Source organism: Ruegeria sp. CE9 (assembly GCF_056537425.1).
This window is the reverse complement of record NZ_JBQFRO010000003.1, coordinates 243932-264987: the sequence shown is the minus strand read 5'-3', so window position 1 is coordinate 264987 and position 21056 is coordinate 243932. Positions and strand designations below refer to the sequence as shown.

Annotated in this window: 23 protein-coding genes; 12 read left to right on the top strand and 11 right to left on the bottom strand. The window is 55.9% G+C overall.

All coding sequences use genetic code 11. The features are described 5' to 3' along the window. Positions 1–88: 88 nt before the first annotated feature. Positions 89–856 carry a hydroxyacylglutathione hydrolase gene (gene gloB, locus ACR0B3_RS08445; RefSeq protein WP_480808665.1) on the bottom strand — a complete coding sequence of 256 codons (768 nt, stop codon included), beginning with the start codon at positions 854–856 and terminating at the stop codon, positions 89–91. Positions 857–917: 61 nt separating this feature from the next. Here gloB and ACR0B3_RS08440 point away from each other — a divergent pair, with 61 nt between their 5' ends. From ACR0B3_RS08440 to ACR0B3_RS08405, 8 genes are all read left to right on the top strand, one after another. Then, complete coding sequence (locus ACR0B3_RS08440; RefSeq protein ID WP_170683405.1) at positions 918–1652, top strand: methyltransferase domain-containing protein; 735 nt, start codon at positions 918–920, stop codon at positions 1650–1652. Positions 1653–1954: 302 nt separating this feature from the next. Further along, positions 1955–2515, top strand: a complete 561-nt coding sequence (locus ACR0B3_RS08435) for a F0F1 ATP synthase subunit delta (protein WP_480808664.1) — start codon at positions 1955–1957, stop codon at positions 2513–2515. Beyond that, the gene (gene atpA / locus ACR0B3_RS08430; protein WP_170683404.1) at positions 2516–4054 is read left to right on the top strand and encodes a F0F1 ATP synthase subunit alpha; all 1539 of its coding nucleotides are present in this window, start codon (positions 2516–2518) and stop codon (positions 4052–4054) included. A 12-nt stretch (positions 4055–4066) separates the two neighbouring features. Then, positions 4067–4945 carry a F0F1 ATP synthase subunit gamma gene (locus ACR0B3_RS08425; RefSeq protein ID WP_039537694.1) on the top strand — a complete coding sequence of 293 codons (879 nt, stop codon included), beginning with the start codon at positions 4067–4069 and terminating at the stop codon, positions 4943–4945. Positions 4946–4965: 20 nt separating this feature from the next. Beyond that, the gene (gene atpD, locus ACR0B3_RS08420; RefSeq protein ID WP_170588732.1) at positions 4966–6390 is read left to right on the top strand and encodes a F0F1 ATP synthase subunit beta; all 1425 of its coding nucleotides are present in this window, start codon (positions 4966–4968) and stop codon (positions 6388–6390) included. A 12-nt stretch (positions 6391–6402) separates the two neighbouring features. Continuing rightward, positions 6403–6813, top strand: a complete 411-nt coding sequence (locus ACR0B3_RS08415; RefSeq protein ID WP_480808663.1) for a F0F1 ATP synthase subunit epsilon — start codon at positions 6403–6405, stop codon at positions 6811–6813. Between the two features lie 111 nt (positions 6814–6924). Continuing rightward, entirely contained in the window at positions 6925–7275 is a 351-nt protein-coding gene (locus ACR0B3_RS08410) for an H-type lectin domain-containing protein (RefSeq protein WP_480808662.1), read from the top strand. Positions 7276–7373: 98 nt separating this feature from the next. Next, positions 7374–8066: a nitroreductase family protein gene (locus ACR0B3_RS08405; protein WP_480808661.1), complete on the top strand. Its 693-nt coding sequence runs from the start codon at positions 7374–7376 to the stop codon at positions 8064–8066. A gap of 52 nt (positions 8067–8118) precedes the next feature. On the opposite strand, the gene ACR0B3_RS08400 is transcribed toward ACR0B3_RS08405, so the two are convergent. Then, positions 8119–9138: a ribose-phosphate pyrophosphokinase gene (locus ACR0B3_RS08400; protein ID WP_170392433.1), complete on the bottom strand. Its 1020-nt coding sequence runs from the start codon at positions 9136–9138 to the stop codon at positions 8119–8121. Between the two features lie 108 nt (positions 9139–9246). Between ACR0B3_RS08400 and ACR0B3_RS08395 the strand changes: the two genes are divergently transcribed. Next, positions 9247–9846 (top strand): DsbA family protein, encoded by a 600-nt coding sequence (locus tag ACR0B3_RS08395; RefSeq protein WP_480808660.1) that lies wholly within the window; start codon positions 9247–9249, stop codon positions 9844–9846. A gap of 18 nt (positions 9847–9864) precedes the next feature. Here the strand turns inward: ACR0B3_RS08395 and ACR0B3_RS08390 are convergent, their stop codons facing one another. The 8 genes from ACR0B3_RS08390 to ACR0B3_RS08355 all read right to left on the bottom strand — a co-directional run bounded on the left by ACR0B3_RS08390 (position 9865) and on the right by ACR0B3_RS08355 (position 17099). After that, positions 9865–10899, bottom strand: a complete 1035-nt coding sequence (locus ACR0B3_RS08390; protein WP_480808659.1) for a threonine aldolase family protein — start codon at positions 10897–10899, stop codon at positions 9865–9867. Next, positions 10899–11372 (bottom strand): YcgN family cysteine cluster protein, encoded by a 474-nt coding sequence (locus ACR0B3_RS08385; RefSeq protein ID WP_480808658.1) that lies wholly within the window; start codon positions 11370–11372, stop codon positions 10899–10901. The genes ACR0B3_RS08390 and ACR0B3_RS08385 overlap by 1 nt, the downstream gene beginning before the upstream one ends. Beyond that, on the bottom strand, positions 11369–12301 hold the full coding sequence (locus ACR0B3_RS08380; RefSeq protein WP_480808657.1) for a bifunctional riboflavin kinase/FAD synthetase: 933 nt from the start codon (positions 12299–12301) through the stop codon (positions 11369–11371). Before ACR0B3_RS08380 ends, ACR0B3_RS08385 begins: the two co-directional genes overlap by 4 nt. 86 nt (positions 12302–12387) lie before the next feature. Next, a complete protein-coding gene (locus ACR0B3_RS08375) occupies positions 12388–13353 on the bottom strand; it encodes a phosphatase PAP2 family protein (RefSeq protein ID WP_480808656.1) in 966 nt (321 codons plus the stop codon). Positions 13354–13481: 128 nt separating this feature from the next. Further along, on the bottom strand, positions 13482–13925 hold the full coding sequence (locus tag ACR0B3_RS08370) for a MaoC family dehydratase (protein WP_480808655.1): 444 nt from the start codon (positions 13923–13925) through the stop codon (positions 13482–13484). Positions 13926–14026: 101 nt separating this feature from the next. Beyond that, a complete protein-coding gene (locus ACR0B3_RS08365) occupies positions 14027–14902 on the bottom strand; it encodes a TIGR01459 family HAD-type hydrolase (protein WP_480808654.1) in 876 nt (291 codons plus the stop codon). 196 nt (positions 14903–15098) lie between these two features. Then, complete coding sequence (locus tag ACR0B3_RS08360; protein WP_480808653.1) at positions 15099–16019, bottom strand: manganese-dependent inorganic pyrophosphatase; 921 nt, start codon at positions 16017–16019, stop codon at positions 15099–15101. Positions 16020–16064: 45 nt separating this feature from the next. Further along, entirely contained in the window at positions 16065–17099 is a 1035-nt protein-coding gene (locus ACR0B3_RS08355; protein WP_480808652.1) for a TraB/GumN family protein, read from the bottom strand. A gap of 121 nt (positions 17100–17220) precedes the next feature. Here ACR0B3_RS08355 and ACR0B3_RS08350 point away from each other — a divergent pair, with 121 nt between their 5' ends. Beyond that, entirely contained in the window at positions 17221–17895 is a 675-nt protein-coding gene (locus tag ACR0B3_RS08350) for a DUF2161 domain-containing phosphodiesterase (protein WP_480808651.1), read from the top strand. A 26-nt stretch (positions 17896–17921) separates the two neighbouring features. Here the strand turns inward: ACR0B3_RS08350 and bla are convergent, their stop codons facing one another. Next, positions 17922–18803 (bottom strand): class A beta-lactamase, encoded by an 882-nt coding sequence (gene bla, locus ACR0B3_RS08345; RefSeq protein ID WP_480808650.1) that lies wholly within the window; start codon positions 18801–18803, stop codon positions 17922–17924. Positions 18804–19029: 226 nt separating this feature from the next. On the opposite strand from bla, the gene groES reads away from it, so the two are divergent. Both groES and groL read left to right on the top strand, forming a co-directional pair. Then, entirely contained in the window at positions 19030–19317 is a 288-nt protein-coding gene (gene groES, locus ACR0B3_RS08340) for a co-chaperone GroES (RefSeq protein ID WP_010441779.1), read from the top strand. Between the two features lie 55 nt (positions 19318–19372). Continuing rightward, a complete protein-coding gene (gene groL, locus ACR0B3_RS08335; RefSeq protein WP_480808649.1) occupies positions 19373–21016 on the top strand; it encodes a chaperonin GroEL in 1644 nt (547 codons plus the stop codon). Positions 21017–21056: the final 40 nt, after the last annotated feature.

Here is a 21056-nt window from a genome sequence, read left to right as displayed (position 1 = left end):
GGTTGATCGTGGCCCGGCTTCAAGGGTTTTCTTTCACTTGACAGTCACATTTGTTGTGACCGTGGCCGTGAAATGGGGTCGAAACCGGTCAAAAGCTGTCTTTTCGGGCACGGATTTCGGCAAAAACTGACGCTGGGTCAGAATTTTCCATACCCAATCTGGCCTGAATCGCCGGATCAGTGGCCCGCAGAAATGGGTTTGTCGCCTTTTCCAGCCCCAAAAGTGAAGGCACAGTGGGTTCGCCGGCAGCGCGGGCGCGGTTGATATCGGCCACGCGATCCTGCAAGTCAGGGTTGTCGGGGTCGATTGTCAGCGCGAATTTGGCGTTAGATTGTGTATATTCGTGACCTGAGCATACAATTGTTTCGTCTGGCAAGGCAGCCAATTTGCTGAGAGAGGCCCACATTTGGGCCGGTTCGCCCTCGAAAAGCCGCCCACATCCAAGCGCCATCAGGCTGTCTGCCGTGAAGACAGCGTTTGATTGCGGCATATAAAATGCGATGTGACCGATGGTATGGCCTGGGACATCCAGCACCTCGACCGGCTCGCTGCCTATATAAAAGGTGTCCCCCTCGACCACTGCTTGATCGAGCTTTGGCAGGCGGTGTTCATCCGCTTTTGCACCGATAACCCGCGCGGGATGCGCCTCCAAAATGTCCGCCAAGCCATCAACATGGTCCCAATGATGGTGGGTCAGCAGAACGTGGCTTAGATTCCAGCCGTGTGCTTTTAGCGCGGCCAGAATCGGAGCTGCCTCTGGTGCATCGACCAATGCGGTTTCACCACTGGACGGATCATGGGCGAGAAAGGCGTAATTATCACTGAGGCAGGGGATGGTTACGATCTCAAGAGGCATGGCCTTTTGCCCTTTCATTGCTAGACTGCGCCCAGCTAAGCCGATTGACCGGGTGTCCGCAATGCATCTTGATGTGCAGGATCTGAGGAATTTTTATTATCGCAGCACTTTGGGCCGTGCGGCCCAGGCGGCGATCCGTGGACGGTTGGTGGAACTCTGGCCAGAAGCCAAGGGGCAGACCGTGGTCGGTTTTGGTTTCGCCGTACCGTTGTTGCGCCCTTATCTTAAGGACGCCCGCCGTGTGATCGGCTTGATGCCGGGCCCCCAAGGGGTCATGCCTTGGCCCGCGGGAATGCCCAATGTCTCGGTTTTGACCGAAGAGACAAAATGGCCAATCGAAACCGGCCATGTAGACAAGCTGGTGGTCATGCATGGTTTGGAAACCTCAAGCCGCCCCAGTCAACTACTGGAAGAATGCTGGCGTGTGTTGGGACCGGGGGGGCGCGCGCTCTTTATCGTCCCGAACCGGGCGGGGCTTTGGTCACGATCGGATCGCACGCCATTTGGGTTTGGTCAGCCATATTCTACGACACAGTTAGAGAAGCAGTTGCGCGCCCATCACTTCGTTCCGGAAAACCACTGTTCAGCGCTTTACCTGCCACCCTCATTCCGACGGTTCTGGCTGAAATCGGGCAGCCTGATCGAAAAAACTGGACAGCGTATTCCGACTGTCATGGCAGGGGGCGTGCTGATGGTGGAGGCCAGCAAACTCATTCGCCCGCCCAGCGGAAGCGTGACCAAGGACGCTGCGAAACGCCCGATTAAGGCATTGGATGGCTTGTTGAAGCCTGCGTGACAATCCAGTGCATTTCGAACGGAAAAAATGCGCGAAAAAAGTCACAGGAATCGCTAAAACCTGCATATTCGTAACATTTTTCAACTGCCCCGACCGGTCCAAACAGTCGCACTTGGGTTAAGTGTATGAAAAATAAAGATTTGTGGATAAATCTAATACCGCTATAGCGTATTGCTTGGTTGGAACACCTCTGCTACATCCCCGGTGATTTTGATCCCCGCCCTTCAAGGACGGGGTTTCTTCACGCCCCCGGGGTGCTGCCGCACGCGAAATTCGGGGCCTCAAATATCGGAAGGGTGGACGTGTCCGAACCAGCTTCGATTTCCACAGGCATTGCCGAGCGCTATGCCACAGCGATCTTCGAGATCGCGAAAGAGAATAATGACCTCGTAGGTCTGGAAACCGGAATCAACGATTTGGCAGCAGCATTGGGCGAAAGCGCCGAACTGCGCGACCTGATCGCTTCGCCTCTGGTTTCGCGCGCCGAACAAGAGGGTGCAATCACCGCGGTTGCCGACAAGATGGGCCTGCACGCCATCCTGCGCAACACGCTGGGTCTGATGGCGCAGAAGCGGCGCCTGTTTGTTGTACCTCAATTGGTACAGGTCTTGCGCGACATGCTGGCTGACGAACGTGGCGAAGTGACCGCCGATGTCGCTTCGGCCAAAGCGCTGACCAAGACCCAAATGGATAAACTGTCCAAGACGCTGTCCGAGCGTGTGGGCAAGACCGTGACAATCAATGCGACCGTTGATGAAAGCCTCATCGGCGGTCTTGTCGTTAAAGTGGGCTCGAAAATGATCGATAGCTCGATCCGTTCGAAGCTGAACTCCCTACAGAATGCAATGAAAGAGGTCGGATAAATGGGAATCCAAGCTGCAGAGATTTCTGCAATCCTGAAGGACCAGATCAAGAATTTTGGTCAGGAAGCCGAAGTGGCCGAGATCGGCCGCGTGCTGAGCGTCGGTGACGGGATTGCCCGTGTATACGGCCTGGACAACGTGCAAGCGGGTGAAATGGTCGAATTCCCCGGTGGCATCATGGGCATGGCCCTGAACTTGGAAAGCGACAACGTTGGTGTCGTTATCTTCGGTTCTGACCGTGACATCAAAGAAGGTGACACTGTTAAGCGCACCAACTCGATCGTGGACGTTCCGATCGGTGACGAACTGCTGGGCCGTGTTGTTGACGGTCTGGGCAACCCGCTGGACGGCAAAGGCCCGATCAACGCGTCAAAGCGCGGCGTTGCAGACGTTAAGGCACCGGGCATCATCCCACGTAAATCGGTGCACGAGCCGATGGCAACCGGCCTGAAATCGGTTGACGCGATGATCCCGATTGGCCGTGGCCAGCGGGAACTGATCATTGGTGACCGTCAGACCGGCAAAACCGCCGTTGCTCTGGACACCATCCTGAACCAGAAAGTTTACAACGACGCAGCTGGCGACGACGAGTCGAAGAAACTGTACTGCGTGTACGTTGCGGTTGGTCAGAAGCGCTCGACCGTTGCGCAGCTGGTGAAGAAACTGGAAGAGTCCGGCGCGATTGAATACTCGATCGTTGTGGCTGCGACCGCATCCGACCCGGCGCCGATGCAGTTCCTGGCGCCTTACGCCGCGACCGCGATGGCTGAATACTTCCGTGACAACGGCCGCCACGCGCTGATCATCTATGATGACCTGTCGAAGCAGGCTGTGTCCTATCGCCAGATGTCGCTGCTGCTGCGTCGTCCGCCCGGACGTGAAGCCTATCCTGGCGACGTTTTCTACCTCCACTCCCGTCTGCTGGAGCGTTCGGCGAAGCTGAACGAAGACTTCGGTGCAGGCTCGCTGACGGCTCTGCCGGTTATCGAAACTCAGGGTGGTGACGTTTCGGCGTTTATTCCGACCAACGTGATTTCGATCACCGACGGTCAGATCTTCCTGGAAACCGAACTGTTTTACCAAGGTATCCGTCCTGCTGTGAACACCGGTCTGTCGGTTTCGCGAGTGGGCTCCTCGGCTCAGACCGATGCGATGAAATCGGTTGCTGGTCCGGTTAAACTGGAACTGGCGCAGTACCGCGAAATGGCGGCCTTTGCGCAGTTTGGTTCGGACCTCGACGCCGCAACTCAGCAGCTGCTGAACCGTGGTGCGCGTCTGACCGAGCTGATGAAACAGCCGCAGTACTCGCCGCTGACCAACGCGGAAATCGTCTGCGTCATCTTCGCAGGCACCAACGGTTACCTCGACAAAATCGAAGTTTCTGACGTTGGCCGCTATGAGGCCGGTCTGCTGTCACACCTGCGCGGTAAGCACGCTGACCTGCTGAAGTGGATCACCGACGAAGATCCGAAGATCAAAGGTGAAGCCGCAGACAAACTTAAGGCAGCGATCGACGAATACGCCGCGACCTTCGCTTGATAGGGGGTTCCGATGCCTAGTCTGAAGGACCTTAAAAACAGGATCGAGTCGGTCAAATCGACCCGCAAGATCACCAAGGCCATGCAGATGGTCGCGGCTGCAAAACTGCGCCGCGCCCAGGAATCTGCCGAAGCCTCGCGCCCCTATGCTGAACGGTTCAATGCCGTGATGGCGGGGCTGGCGGCGTCGGTCGGGGGCAGCGATAGCGCCCCCAAGCTGCTCCGTGGTACGGGCAGTGATGATGTCCATCTGCTGGTTGTCATGACAGCTGAACGCGGCCTGTGTGGTGGCTTCAACGCGAACATCGCCAAGCTGGCCCGCGCCAAAGCGGACGAGCTGCGCGGCAAAGGCAAGACGGTCAAGGTTTTGACCGTTGGTAAAAAGGGTCGCGACGCACTCAAGCGCGACTTTGCCGATCTGTTCGTTGGACATATCGACCTGAGCGAGGTCAAGCGTCTGGGCTATTCCAACGCGCAAGACATCGCCAAGGACGTCCTGTCTCGTTTCGACGGGGGTGAGTTCGATGTTGCCACGATCTTCTACTCGAAGTTCGTCAACGTTGTGACCCAGATCCCGACGGCACAGCAGGTCATCCCCGCATCGTTCGAAGACGAAGCGACGGGTGACGATAGCGGTGCGGTATTCGACTACGAGCCCAGCGAAGAGGCCATCCTGGCCGACCTGCTGCCCAAGGGGGTTGCGACTGCGATCTTCTCGGCTCTGCTCGAAAACGGAGCGTCTGAACAGGGTGCACGGATGTCCGCAATGGACAACGCGACACGCAATGCGGGTGAGATGATCGACAAGCTGACGATCCAGTTCAACCGCTCGCGTCAGGCCGTGATCACCAACGAGCTGATTGAAATTATTTCCGGCGCCGAAGCGCTGTAGAGACATACCGGAGACGAAACATGGCGAATGCAAAAGGCAAAGTCACACAGATCATCGGGGCCGTCGTCGACGTGCACTTCGAAGATCAACTGCCTGAAATTCTGAACGCGCTGGAAACCACCAACAACGGCAAGCGCCTGGTGTTGGAAGTTGCTCAGCACCTGGGTGAAAACACCGTCCGTACCATCGCGATGGACGCGACCGAAGGTCTGGTCCGCGGCGAAGCCGTGACCGACACCGGCGCACCGATCTCGGTTCCGGTTGGTAACGCCACCCTGGGTCGCATCCTGAACGTGGTTGGTGAGCCGATCGACGAAAAAGGCCCGGTTGAAGCATCTGAGGCCCGCGCGATCCACCAGCCTGCACCGACCTTCGACGAACAGTCGACCGAGTCGGAAGTTCTGGTGACCGGCATCAAGGTTGTTGACCTGCTGGCCCCCTACGCCAAAGGCGGTAAAATTGGTCTCTTCGGCGGTGCCGGCGTTGGTAAAACCGTTCTGATCATGGAACTGATCAACAACATCGCAAAAGTGCACTCGGGTTTCTCGGTGTTCGCGGGTGTTGGTGAACGGACCCGTGAGGGGAACGACCTGTACCACGAGATGATCGAATCGAACGTTATTAAGCCGGACAACCTGTCGGAATCGCAGGTGGCCCTGGTTTACGGTCAGATGAACGAACCTCCCGGAGCGCGTGCACGCGTTGCCCTGACCGGCCTGACTCTGGCCGAGCAGTTCCGCGACCAGTCCGGTACTGACGTTCTGTTCTTCGTCGACAACATCTTCCGCTTTACGCAGGCGGGTTCCGAGGTTTCGGCTCTGCTGGGTCGTATTCCTTCGGCGGTGGGCTACCAGCCGACCCTGGCCACCGACATGGGTGCCCTGCAGGAACGCATCACCTCGACCAAGTCGGGCTCGATCACCTCGGTTCAGGCGATCTACGTGCCTGCGGACGACCTTACCGACCCTGCGCCGGCAACCTCGTTTGCGCACTTGGACGCGACCACCGTTCTTAACCGTGCGATCTCGGAAAAGGGTATCTACCCTGCGGTTGACCCGCTCGACTCGACCTCGCGTCTGCTCGACCCGGCCATCGTGGGTGAAGAGCACTACAAAGTTGCGACCGACGTTCAGCAGATCCTTCAGCGCTACAAGTCGCTGCAGGACATCATCGCCATCCTCGGCATGGACGAACTGTCGGAAGAGGACAAACTGACCGTGGCCCGTGCCCGTAAGATCGAACGCTTCCTGTCGCAGCCGTTCGACGTGGCCGAAGTCTTCACCGGCTCGCCGGGCGTTCAGGTTCCTCTGGAAGTCACCATCTCGTCGTTCAAGGCCGTAGTGGCTGGCGAATACGATCACCTGCCCGAAGCGGCCTTCCTGATGGTTGGCGGCATCGAAGAAGTGATCGCCAAAGCCGAGAAGATGGCAGCAGAAGCCGCCTAAGGAGTATCCCTGATGGCTAACACGATGCAATTCGACCTCGTCAGCCCCGAGCGGAGCCTTGCTTCGCTCGCGGCGACGGCGGTCCAGATTCCCGGTGCGGACGGGGACATGACGGCAATGCCCGATCATGCCCCCACTATCACCACGCTGCGCCCGGGCATCCTCAAGGTCGAGTCACCCGAAGGGGCCAGTGAATACCTGGTCACCGGCGGGTTTGCTCAGATCAATGGCGATGGCCTGTCGGTTCTGGCCGAAAAGGCAATTCCGGTTGCCGAGGTAACACGGTCGCATCTGGACGATATGATCGCTGACGCCCGCGCCTCACACGAGGCAGCCAAGGCAGGTGATGATCAGACTGTCGTTGATGATGCCGCCAAGCTGCTGGCTGATATGGAAGCCCTTGGAACACACATGAGCCTATAAGGGTTCATGTCTGTCTATTTGAAACGGCCCTGCATTGCGGGGCCGTTTTTTTGTCGTGATTTCGTCAAAGGCGCGAGGTAAGCTGCCGGAATTGAAAGAAAAGACGACAAGATGAAGAAATTTCTGACCCATCCCATTGGTATCGATCAGGGTGAAACCGTTCTATTCTCGGATTTCGCTGATGGCGGAGATATGTGGACCGGAGAAGGCGCACGAGAACGGCGGACCGCCATTCGGTTCAAGGAAGCATTTCGCTCGGCGCCAATCGTGCAGATCGGTGTGGTGTTGTGGGATGTGGATACATCCTCTGCACTGCGCGCCGAGGTTAAGGCCGAGGATATATCGCACGAAGGGTTCAGTGCTGTTTTTCGAACGTGGTCAGACACACGCATCGCCCGGATTAGGGTGAGTTGGACCGCTATCGGAGAGGTCACGCACCAAGATGATTGGGACATTTCCTGAGGCGCATAGCCTAAGAGAGGTGATTGTAACCACCGGTAAGCCGTATCATAAAGAATTCTGGCGTTTGTCACATGCGATGAATTCGGAGGACCTTGGCGGTGTTTGCACGTGAGCACATTGAATACGAAGCATTGAGTTTGCCGGATCGTATGGATCTGACTGATCAAGAGATGCTGGCCGAAGCCTTGGCATTTTATAACAAGATGAAGCGTCGCCATACCGTCCGCGATTATTCAGTCCGGCCCGTGTCACGTGCTGTTATTGAAGAGTGCATCCGCGCAGCCGGAACGGCCCCGTCAGGCGCAAATCATCAACCCTGGCACTTTGTGGCGATCTCGAACCCAGTAATGAAACGCCGCATTCGCGAAGAAGCGGAAGAAGAAGAGCGCAAGTTCTATGATGGCGGCGCAGGCGATGAATGGTTGAAGGCGCTTGAACCGATTGGAACGAATGAACAGAAGCCACATCTGGAAGATGCGCCGTGGCTGATCGTGATTTTCGCTCAGCGTTGGGGGCATTTTGATGATGGGGTGCGGTTCAAAAATTATTATGTGCCAGAAAGCACAGGAATAGCGACAGGCTTCCTGCTAACGGCCTTGCATCACGCCGGGTTGGTTTCGCTGACCCACACGCCCAATCCTATGAAATTCTTGAACAAACTTTTGGATCGGCCAGATCACGAGAAGCCTATCATGATCGTGGCCGTCGGCCATCCGAGTGAAGATGCGAAAGTGCCGAAAGTGGCCAAGATGAAAAAGCCGCTGGACGAAATCATGACGGTCGCCGAATAGTCGGGCCGCCATGATCTTGTTCAGTAGATGGATTGATCAACAACTTCGTTGATCAATCCATGTGGTAGAGCGACTCGTAGATTGGCGTCAGAGTTTTGTCCTCGAACAGAGATGAAACACTGGTGCCATTCCAGATATTCAGGATCGCCTGGGTGAAGATCGGAGCTGTGGGCACAATACGGATGTTTGCGGCCTTGTTGATCTCGGCTGTCGGCTGGATTGTGTCCGACAGGACCAGCGATTTCATCACCGAATTGGTCACACGTTCAACCGCGGGGCCGCTCATGACGCCGTGGGTGATATACGAGTGCACTTCCTTCGCGCCGTTATCCATCAGCACCTGAGCCGCTTTGCACAGCGTGCCGGCGGTATCGCAAATGTCGTCAACGATCAGGCAGATTTTGTCTTTCACGTCACCAATAACGGTCATCTCGGCCACTTCGCCCGCTTTTTCGCGACGTTTGTCGACGATCGAGAGCGGCGCGTTGATGCGCTTGGCCAGCTCGCGGGCCCGCGCCACACCGCCGACATCAGGCGAGACCACCATCAGATCGTCCATCTGGTCCTTGAATTGCTTTTTTACATCCAGGGCAAAGATCGGCGATGCATAAAGGTTGTCCACCGGCATATCGAAGAAGCCCTGAATCTGTGCCGCGTGCAAATCCATCGTCAGAATCCGCTCAATCCCGGCGCCGGTCAGCATATTGGCCACCAGCTTGGCACTGATGGGGGTACGGGCTTTGGTGCGACGGTCCTGACGCGCATAGCCGAAATAGGGGATGACAGCGGTGATACGGGCGGCTGATGACCGACGCAGAGCATCGGCAATGATCAGCAGTTCCATCAGATTGTCGTTTGCGGGGTTCGAGGTCGGCTGGACAATGAACATGTCCTCGCCGCGCACATTCTCGAACACTTCGACGAATATTTCGCCATCATTAAACCGTTCGACCCGCGCATCGACCAGCCCCTGGTCTACGCCGCGATGCAGGCTCATGCGGCGGGCAATGGTTTCGGCAAGCGGAAGATTGGCGTTCCCAGCGATAAGCTTGGGTTCGTGAAGTGTCGGCATCGGCTGATTTTCCCCGGGCAGCAGTGGCAATGTGACAGATTCGTGATGTTGACACCGCTTAGCATGGGTCTACCGTCCGGCAAAGATAACCCGGCGGAGAAAGTGAACATGACCCAGATTGACTACTTTTTTGCGACACTCTCACCCTATTCCTATCTGGCAGGGACACGACTGGAAGAGATAGCGGAAAAACATGGTGCAACGATCAATTACAAGCCGTTGGACATTATGGCCCTGTTCGGACGTACCGGAGGCACGCCACCCAAAGACCGCCATATTTCTCGTACGGAATATCGTGCGCAAGAACTTGTGCGCCAAGCGCGCAATCTGGAGATGCCGCTTAATCTGCAACCCGCGCATTGGCCAACCAATATGGCGCCTTCTTCATATGCCGTAATCGCAGCGATTCAGGATGGATCAGGTGATATTGGCAAACTGTGCCATTCCTTCTTGCGGGCCTGCTGGGCTGAGGAAAAAGACATCGCCGACGATAGTGTCATCCGAGAGAGCCTAGAACAGGCCGGGTTCAGCCCAAATCTCGCTGATAGTGGCCTGTTGGTGGGCGCAGAGACCTATGCGGCCAATCTTGAAGAGGCCGTGGATCGAGGTGTATTCGGAGCGCCGTTTTATATCACCCCAGATGATCAAAGGTTCTGGGGACAGGACCGACTTGACGATCTGGACAGACATCTGGGGGAAATGAAATAGCCGGGCAGGCGGACCTGATCAAAGCAGGCTCAGGAACTGATCGATCTGATGGCTTTCGATCGACCAGTCACAAACCAGGCGACAGGCCAACATCGCGCTGTCGTCTTCACCTTCCAGCGTGTCGCCCCACAGATGATACACTGCGCCTGCCTCGTGCAGGCGTTTGTGTTGGCTGCGGGGGAAGCTGGCGAAAATCATGTTGGCTTGCGGTTCATGCAGAAACTCGGCTCCGACCGCTCGCAACCCATCCGCCAATCGCGCACAGCTGGCATTCGCCTTACGCGCCGACTTTAGCCACAGGTCATCTTGCAGATAGGCAGCCATCTGTGCCGATAGATACCGATGTTTCGAGAATAAGTGCGCGCCGCGCTTGCGCCGTAGCTCAAACTCCCACGCTTTGCTCTCGTCAAAGAAAACAACGGCCTCAACACCCATAAGGCCGTTTTTGGTGCCGCCAAAGCTGACCGCATCAACACCGGATTGCCACGTCATTTCTGCGGGTGAGCAATTCAGAGCGACCAGCGCGTTGGTGAATCGCGCGCCGTCCATATGCACGGGCAGGTCATACGCCTTTGCGACACCGCATAGGGCCTGCAGTTCTGCCAAGGAATAGACCGATCCCCGCTCGGTGACCTGAGTGATTGAGACAGGACCGCGCTGAGGGCCATGCACACCGCGCGTTTCCTCACCTTCGATGGAGGCTTTCAACGCCTCGGGCGTCATCTTGTCGCCACCTGCGACCAGTGTCAGCTTTGCCCCACTGTAGAATTCAGGCGCGTTGCACTCATCTTCGTGGATATGCGCGACGGGTGAGCAGAACACAGTTTCCCAAGGTTTGCTCAGCGTCGCCAGCGCTAGAGAATTTGCCGCAGTTCCCGTGGCCACCAGATAGACGGCTGCGCCGGGCGCCTCAAAGATCCCGCGGATTTGATCACGGACCTCGTTCATCAAAGTGTCAGCGCCATAAGCCATCTGGTAGCCCTGATTGGCCTCGGTCAGTGCGGCCAGAACCTCGGGGTGGACGGGTCCGGAATTGTCAGAAGCAAAATGCATCAGCTCGGCTCCTCAATGATGTAGTCTTCCCATTCTTCCATGGGTGTTTCGAACTCAGATACGGTGCGGCCCTGCACTGATACGCCTGCGGCATTGACGCTGTCCGGCGTACCAGACAGCAAAGGATGCCAGTCGTAAAGCGGTTTGCCTTCCCACAGCAACCGATAGGCGCAGGTCTGGGGCAACCAGTAGGCGTGGCTGTCGATGTTGTCTGGTGTCATCACAATGCATTCGGGCACGAATTGATGCCGGATATCGTATTGCGTGCACCGACAGGTTTCATCGTCCAGCAAACGGCAGGCAACGCATGTCAGGGCGACTTCGCCCGTATCTTCGTCTTCCAGCTTGTTCAGGCAGCATTTTCCACAACCATCGCACAAGGCTTCCCATTCGCGCTGGTTCATCTTGCGCAATGGCTTTCGTTCCCAGAATCTGGGCGCGAGGCCCGCGCGATCAATGGGGTCCATTGTCATGTTTTGGCCAGGATCTTTCGGGCCCGCGCGCAATCGGCCTCCATCTGCGAGATCAGTCCTTCGAGGCCACCGAATGTCATTTCCGGGCGCAGGTAATCGACCAGACCAACGGACAAAGTCGCGCCATACAGATCACCTGAGAAATCGAACAGAAAGGTCTCGATATTGGGAACCTCACCTTGGAACATAGGCCGCGTACCAACCGATGCTGCGCCGTGATAGCTGCCTTGGTGCGGACCATCCAGAACATCGACCAATACGGCGTAGACACCGAATTTCGGAGGATGCAGCCCCTCTATCGACATGTTTGCCGTAGGGAACCCCAGATCACGTCCACGCTGTTCGCCACCAACGACTTCACCCTCGATTCGGTGCCAATGCCCCAGCATTGTCGCTGCATCGCGTGGGCGACCTTCGGATAATGCGGTACGGATCGCGGTTGATGAAACCACATTCTCAGACCGTTCCATCAGGGGTGCGATCGTCACACCAAATCCCATTTCTTCGCCAAAGCGGCACAAATCCTGAGGGTTGCCACTGCGCCCTTTGCCAAAGCAAAAATCTGCTCCAACCACGACGTGAGACAGGCCAAGACCTTCAAATATGACGTTTTTGGCAAATGCCTCTGGCGTCATGCCTGCCAGTGACGCGTTGAACGGCAACTCGTACAGTTTTTGGACACCAAGTTTTTCCAACCGATGCGCGCGTGCATTCCCCCGCATCAGGCGAAACGGCGGGGCCTCAGGTGCAAAATACTCTCGTGGGTGCGGCTCAAATGTCAGAATTCCCAGCGGAGCATTCGCTTCCGCATTGCGCGCCAGTTCTATGACCGTCTGATGCCCGATGTGGACACCGTCAAAATTCCCGATGGCGACACTCGCGCCACGGTCTTCTGGCTCAACAAACTGAAAGTCCCGGATGATCTGCATGAGGCTTGCCTAGCGAGACAAAGGAGGAGGTTCAAGCGTCTGATTGCGGGTGGCCACAATATCACGGTGTAGTCGGCGCTGCTTCGCTACGCAGGTACGAATGCGCCAATTGGATGCCGTCGTCGCTTTTGCAGCGCCCAAACCACCAATATAACTCCAATCGAAACATATCCATCGATTGCATAATGGAACCCGATATAGACCGAACAAAACAAGACGGCGAACAAAAACGCCAGTCCAGGTAGAAGCAGGAACGCGCTGCGTTCTGCCATATACAATGCGATAACGGTTGCCATCCCAACATGCAGTGAAGGAAAGGCTGAAATCCCAGTCGCAAAGTTCTGTGCGTTGTTGATGTAGTCGTTCCAAAGCAAAGCTTGGAGATGCCCAAGAATGCTGTCGGATATCCCTGAATCGTTAAGCGCGATGTTAAGACCACTAAAGCGATTGCTTTCAAGCAGTTGATCATAGTATACGGGGCCGACCGAGCTGAAGCCAAGCGCCAGCACGTTGCCGAGTAAAATCCAGCATGTGCAATACAGTACAAGATACCGATTGCCGCGATCCCTGTCGCCGTCTGTGAGCGCGATAAACACTGGCAAGAAGAAGGCGGGCAGGGCCCACAATTTCAGATAGACGACCTCGACCATCGCTGTTGTAATATATGCCGACACGCGATGTGTGACTTTCCAAGGATCAATCCCAAAATGGAGGAATTTATCGATGTCAGCCAAAAGCGGGTCGGCGTAAAAAGGAACCATATAGGGGATGGTTGTTTTGGTTATGGAAAACGCAGCACAAAACATCAGGCAACCGAAGAACGCATAGGCTGTATTGGTAGCTTTGGCCTTCCAGTTTTGGTGCCGGTATATATACAACAACACCAAAAGCGGAATCCCGGCAAATTTAAGGTGAAGCATAAACTTAATGATGCTGGCGAGCAGCTTGGTGGTTTCGTAATTCAGTGCCACGCTGGCATTGTCACGTACCACAAGTGCCAAGACAACTGAAAAGACAGCGTAACAAAATGAAAACAAAAAGAAAATTTTCATGTTGTATATGCTCTGGAGCTAAGGATAGCTCCAGCCATAGGGGCGTAATTCGGCGACAATATGGCCAAAATTTGGGCTTCTGTCGAAAAATCGCAACTATGGCAGCCAGAGGATAACGGCCAAAAAGGTCAGTCGAATTTACGGCTCGGCGCCAGCACCATAGCCTCGCCTACAAGCACCTTTTTGCCGTCAACTGCGCAGTGGCAATCCAGCTTCACCCGTCGCTTGGCGAAATCGATATCGATCACCTTAACCTCGGCGTAAACCGTGTCGCCCGGACGTACAGGGGCAAGGAATTTGAGAGACTGGCCCATGTAAACCGTACCGTGACCGGGCAGTTGCTCGCCTATCACGGCAGAGATCAGGCCAGCGGTCAGCATACCATGCGCGATACGCCCTTCGAATATCGTATCGCGGGCATAGTCATCATCCAGATGAACCGGATTCCGGTCGGTCGAGACTTGGGCGAACATCTCGATGTCTTCGTCCGTCACCACTTTGCGAAGGTGCCGTGACATGCCCATTTCGATGTCTTCGATGCAAATCGTTCCGCGCGGAAGGTTGTCCAACATGTTGTCCTCGTCAGAGATCGCATGAGCAACAAAAGACCATCAGTTGCCGCTCTTCGGCAACTTTATTACTTCGCAGTCGCAGAAAATCAAGCCCTTTTTTGTTATCTCAATCGACCAATCGAATAGGTTGGATTGATCTGTTCCTTGTCGTTATGGGCCCGCAATGCATCTTCATCCGGATGATGTGCGGTTTTGGTCTCGGCAGCGGCCAGACCACCTGTGATGAACAAGGTGTCAATGCCTTCCCCCATGCCGCCTGCGATGTCTGTCTGCGGTCCGTCACCAATCGCCAGTATCTCGGCATCCGAGGTATCGACTCCAATGGCCTGTAGCCTTCTCCGCGCCAGATCATAGATCGGTGGGTGCGGCTTGCCGAAATACAGGCTTTCGCCTCCCATCTCAGTGTAAAGCCGCGCCAAAGCTCCGGCGCACCACTCTCGCGTTTCACCTCGGTCCACAACGATGTCCGGATTGGCGCAGAGCAATTTCAGTCCTTTTTGCTTGGCATAAAGAAAATCTGGCCGGTTTACGTCCGGATCGACCATAGCGTCGAATGGGCCGCAGCAAACAATGCCTTCGGCCTCGTCCAGCGGGACACGTTCGATTTGGATTGGATGAACCAGCAGCTTCAGAGGCTCAAAAAAACCCTCGTCTCGTTGCCAATCACCCATGAAATAGACCTTCTCGCCCACCGCCCCGCGATACATGGCTGAACGCGCCGAGTCGCCGCTGGTTGCGATCGTGTCATACGCGTCCGAAGGCACATCGAATTGTGCAAGCTGTTCTGCAACACCGGCTCGTGGTTTGGGTGAGTTGGTCACCAGAACCACGGTGCCCCCTTTTTGTCGATAAGCTTGCAGAGCGGCCACGGCTTCGGGGTAGGCGGTGATTCCATTGTGGACGCATCCCCACAAATCAACAAACAGCGCTTTGTACCTGTCAGAGATTTCGGCGAGTGAAGAAACGATTTGGGTCATGGCGCGCCTCGTGCAGCATAGAATGCGAGATGCCAAGCCTATGGCAGAGCGCGGCAAGATTGGCCAGAGTTGTGGCCCAAAGCGCAACAGATGAAATCAGAAACCCTTGTTCATCTGGCTAAAAATATCCCGGAGCGCGAGGCAGAGCCTCGCAAAAAGGAAAGGCGCCCAATTGGGCGCCTTCTGTGTCCGGAGATCAGACCTTGAGGTTTGGAATAATCTGCTTCTTACGGCTCATGATCCCGGGCAATACCACTGCATCACCGTTCACGGTTGCGCCAAAGCTTTTTTCGGCAACACCTTTGACCAGATCATTGGGAACCAGCAGGGTCGCCTCTTCGTTCAGAATATCGACGACGAATAGCAGCACTTGATCGACGCTATCTTCTTTGGCGACATCCACCATCGAAGTTGCAATGCTGTCCTTGCGGTCCAGCACAACGCCGGGGGCTGTGGTTTCCAGAACCGACACGCGGAACTTGGTGCCATCGACTTCGTATTCCTTGCTGTCCATACGGATCAGTTCGGCGTCTGAGAAAGATGACACATCCGATTTCGCTGCAAACATGTCGGCGGCATAGGCCGAAACATCCAGCCCAAGCTCTGCCGCCAGTTTCTCAGCGACCGCACGGTCATGCGCGGTGGTGGTGGGCGAGCGGAACTCCAGCGTGTCTGACAAGATACAGGTAAGGGCCGCGCCTTTAATGGCGTCGGGCATTTTAGCGGCATCATCGCCCATTAGATCGACCATGATAGTGGCTGTGCAAGCCAGCGGCCGCACAGTGATATCGATGGGACCTTTGGTTTCAAGCCCGCCGACCAGCTTGTGGTGGTCGATGATGGCGCGGATGTCGGCGCTGTTGATGCCGGCTGGCAGTTCCGCCGGATTGTTGGTGTCGACAATGACAACCGGTGCATCTTCGGCGACGTCTTCGATGATCTGCGGTTTAGGCAGGTCCCAGCGTTCCAGCATGAACGCCGCTTCGGTGTTGGGCTCGCCCAGCAAAACGGGCTGGGCATGTTCACCCTTCACTTCGTTCAGATACCATGACCACAGGATCGGAGAGCCGGTGGAATCGGTGTCGGGAGATTTGTGGCCAAATACTAGCGTTGTCATGTCGCGTGTCCTGAGGAATGTGGATTTGCGCGCCTTATAGGGCGGTCAATCTCGGTTGTCACCCGCAAGGAAACCCGCTGCGACCCTTGGTCTGACCCACCAGAATTCAGAGCGTTCCAAGTGATATCCCGCCTCCTGTAATTGGTTTAGCAAGCCATAGTCATTGCTTAGATGCCCGGCACCGACGGCAATGACCGCCGTCTGATCCTTTAGCTCAAGAATCTTTGCCATCCAATTTGCATTCCGCTGCACCAGAAGCTGGTCCTCGAAGCTTCGCCACTCGGCGTCAAATTCCTCGGGTGTCAAGCCAGAGGCCTCAAGTCCCTGTATCTTGGCTAGCTCCAAAATCGCGGCGTGTTGTTCTTCGATGTAGGCATTCGCCATCGTCACAATCTGATCACTGCCCGCCTGTAAGGCGCCGGACATACGGGTCAGCGAGGCGACTTGGTCCTCTAGCGAGTGGCTGTCGAACATCGCGATAAGGTCTTCAATCCGTTCGAGCGAGTGCTGTGGGATACCGTGTGCCTCGGCCAACTCGGTCAGGCGCGTGTCCATGCCCCGATCAAAATCTGGGGTATCCATCAGACAGGGCGGAATACCCAGCATCATGCTTAGGAACCATGGGCGCATCTTCGCGGCCATCCAGCTGGGGATACCGCGCTCGGCCAGTGTCGCCGACAGCGTAGCCCAGTCCTGTTCCGACATCAGATCAATCAAAGTGGGGCCTGAAGTAATCAACACCGGGCTCAGGTCATCTGACAGGTCTTTTTCAAATGCTTCCATCTCGGTCTTCGTTACTTCGAAATAGAAGGCATCGGCTTTGCTTAGCACGGGTGTCAATCTGTCGACCACCGGCCCCATGCGGTGATCGTTGGTGTGCAGCGTGCCGATCAGATGCAGGACCGTATCGCCCTTCGTTGCGATCCAGTGGTTGCCCTCTGGAAACGGAGTGTCCCGCAGTGTGTTGTCCAACGCAGCCTGTGCCTCAGCGGACAAATCAAGCCTTAGGTCGCGCCCCTCACATGCTGCATAAGCGGTGAGTGGGAGCAGCAGACAAATACAAATGCTTAGCAGGCGCATGGGATTCCTTCCGCAATTTATGTCGACGCCCAATTCATACCCCTGCCTTCTTTTGGCCTGCAACTTGGTTTGTTTTGACACTGCGTCTGGCAATCCGCGTGAAACTGCATAGCATGGCCGCATGAAGCTTGAACAAGACCTCTATCCGCCGATCAAAGCGTTATTGGAACGACAAGGCTATACCGTAAAAGGAGAGGTTGGGGCCGCGGATGTCGTGGCCATCCGCGATGGCGAAGAGCCCGTGATCGTTGAACTCAAACTGCGTTTCAGTCTTGCTCTGTTCCATCAGGCGATCACACGCCTGAAGGTGACCGATCAAGTCTATATCGGAGTTTACAAACCCAAAGGTCGTACCGCGCGTAGGGCGCTGAAGGATAACCTGTCGCTGTGCCGACGTCTGGGACTGGGCCTTATTACAGTGAGGAAAGATGGGACAGTTGAGGTTCAATGCGACCCCGGACCCTATTCGCCGCGAAAGGACAGGGATAAAGCCAGGCGATTACTGCGTGAGTTTGAACGATTGGAGGGGGACCCAAACGCAGGGGGTGCCACGCGCCACGGAATCGTGACGGCCTATCGACAGGACGCGCTCAAATGTGCGGCCCATCTGGCAGAGCATGGCGCGGTCAAAGGGTCAATTGTTGCGCAGGAAACAGGCGTCAGTACGGCGACACGCTTGATGTATGACAACCATTATGGCTGGTTTGAGAAGGTTGAAAAGGGTGTCTACGCTCTGTCCGTATCCGGAATCGAGGGCTTAAAGCACTGGGCATATAGTTGGGAAGATGCCGACTAGAGATAGGCATTGATTGTTGTCACTGATCACTCTGTTCGCGCACTGATCTTATCAATCATCGCTCTTCCGATGTCCGAAAGCACCGCGTTGCGTTCTGGAAATGGAGCTTCATTCTCGGTCATGTAGATAGCCGCCAGATAGGTGCGCGGCTCGGGTGATTGCAGAAAGGCGACAATCGCGCGACTGCCGTGACCTCCTGCACCGGTCTTGTCACCGATCTCCCAACCGTACGGGACGTGCGCACGGATAAGTTCGTCGGCTACCTGATCCTCGATCATCCATCGCCTCAATTGAGCTGAAGATGCGGGCGAGAGGACCTCGCCGAACAATAGGTGATCCAGAGTCGCCAATATTGCCCGTGGGGTCGTTGTATCGCGTGGATCTCCTGGTGTGGCTTCGTTCAATTCCGTCTCCCGGCGATCCAGCCGAGTGATGCCGTCGCCTGTTGCGCGAATGAATTCGGTCAGCCCGGCGGGCCCGCCCAAACGTTGCAACAAAAGATTGGCCGCTGTGTTATCGCTGATCGTCATCGTCGCCTTGCACAGTTCGCCAACCGTCATTCCCGCATCAACATGTTTGCTGGTAACAGGCGAGTATTCGACCAAATCTGCTGCTTTATATGCCACATGATCTGAAATGCTTTGGGTGCCGTCATCTACGCTGGCTAAGATCGCACCGCACAAAAGCGGCTTGAATGTGCTGGACATCGGAAACAGCTCATCTGCCTTGTACGAGACCTCCCAATCGCCATCGATGCCAACCAAAAGTATCCCAATCCGCGCTTCTAGCTGACGTTCCCATGATGCAACGGTCTGAGTCAGAGTTTGCGCCTGCACCGGAGCGCCGAATCCAACTAACAGTATGGACAAAAACAGGTATTTGGCTGCGTTGAACCTGCACCGGCGCATCGATTTCACCTCTATCAAATGATTTTCGGCCAGATTAGCCAGCAAAGGCAAAGTGTAAACGGGACAATCTGAAGTTAATGCGCTGAAAAATATTCTGGCAGCTTGTTGACTCGTTTCTTGTGACCCCCTAGCTATGCGTCGTTATCACTCGGCAAGCATGAGTGCTAACGCCTCGTCAGTCGGCGAGGGGAGGATAAACAAACTTTGAGCCTAAGGAGCTGCAAAGATGGCATTGAAACCGCTTCATGACCGTGTGTTGGTCCGTCGCGTTGAAAGCGAAGAAAAAACCGCAGGCGGCCTGATCATCCCTGATAGCGCAAAAGAAAAGCCCAGCGAAGGCGAAGTCGTCGCAACCGGCGAAGGCGCGCGCAAGGACAGCGGCGAACTGATCGCGATGGCTGTAAAAGCTGGTGACAAGATCCTGTTCGGCAAATGGTCGGGCACCGAGGTTCAGGTCAACGGCGAAGAGCTGCTGATGATGAAAGAAAGCGACATCATGGGGATCATCGAGTAAGCCCTAGCGCTTTCTCTGATCTTCATCTCAATAGATTTTCTCAAGGAGAGACAACATGTCTGCAAAGGACGTCAAATTTGACACCGATGCCCGTAACCGCATGCTGGCCGGTGTAAATGTTCTGGCTGATGCTGTTAAAGTGACCCTGGGCCCCAAAGGCCGTAACGTGGTTCTGGATAAATCCTTCGGCGCACCGCGCATCACCAAAGACGGTGTTTCGGTTGCCAAGGAAATCGAACTGGAAGACAAGTTCGAAAACATGGGCGCGCAGATGGTGAAAGAAGTTGCCAGCCGCACCAATGACGAAGCCGGCGACGGCACCACCACCGCTACCGTTCTGGCACAAGCCATCGTTCGCGAAGGTCTGAAGCAGGTTGCAGCTGGCCTGAACCCGATGGACCTGAAGCGCGGCATCGACCTGGCGACCGCCAAGGTTGTCGAAGGCATCAAGTCGGCTTCGCGTGAAGTCAAAGACTCGGCCGAAGTTGCTCAGGTTGGCACCATCTCGGCCAACGGCGAAGCCGAGATTGGCCAGCAGATCGCAGACGCGATGCAGAAGGTCGGCAACGAAGGCGTTATCACTGTCGAAGAAAACAAAGGTCTGGAAACCGAGACCGATGTTGTCGAAGGTATGCAGTTCGACCGTGGCTACCTGTCGCCTTACTTCGTCACCAACGCAGACAAGATGATCGCAGAACTCGACGACTGCATGATCCTGCTGCACGAAAAGAAACTGTCTTCGCTGCAGCCTATGGTTCCGCTGCTCGAGCAGGTGATCCAATCGCAGAAGCCTCTGCTGATCATCGCGGAAGACGTTGAAGGCGAAGCGCTGGCAACTCTGGTTGTTAACAAGCTGCGCGGCGGCCTGAAAATTGCTGCTGTCAAGGCACCGGGCTTCGGCGATCGCCGCAAAGCCATGCTGCAGGACATCGCAATCCTGACCGGCGGTCAGGTCATCAGCGAAGATCTGGGCATGAAGCTCGAGTCCGTCACCATGGACATGCTGGGCACCGCCAAGAAGATCGAAATCACCAAAGACGAAACCACCATCGTCGACGGTGCTGGCGAGAAAGCCGAGATCGAAGCACGTGTTGCCCAGATCCGCACTCAGATCGAAGAAACCTCGTCGGACTACGACCGTGAGAAACTGCAAGAGCGCGTTGCCAAACTGGCAGGCGGTGTTGCCGTTATCCGCGTCGGCGGCATGACCGAAGTGGAAGTGAAAGAGCGTAAAGACCGTGTGGACGATGCTTTGAACGCGACACGCGCTGCCGTTCAGGAAGGCGTTGTTGTGGGCGGTGGTGTTGCTCTGGTTCAGGCTGGTAAAGCACTGGACGCTCTGGAAGGTGCAAACCCCGACCAGAACGCAGGCATCAACATCGTGCGCAAGGCCATCGAATCGCCGCTGCGCCAGATCGCTGAGAACGCAGGCGTTGACGGCGCGGTTGTTGCAGGCAAGGTTCGTGAATCTTCCGACGCCGCATTCGGCTTCAACGCACAGACCGAAGAATATGGCGACATGTTCTCGTTCGGTGTGATCGACCCGGCCAAAGTTGTCCGTACTGCTCTGGAAGATGCGGCATCGGTTGCTGGCCTGCTGGTCACCACCGAAGCAATGGTTGCCGACAAGCCCGCCAAAGAAGGCGCAGCCCCCGGTGGCGGCATGCCCGACATGGGCGGCATGGGCGGCATGATGTAAGCTGCTTAAGCCTTAGAGCTTAAATGCGGGGTCGCCTATG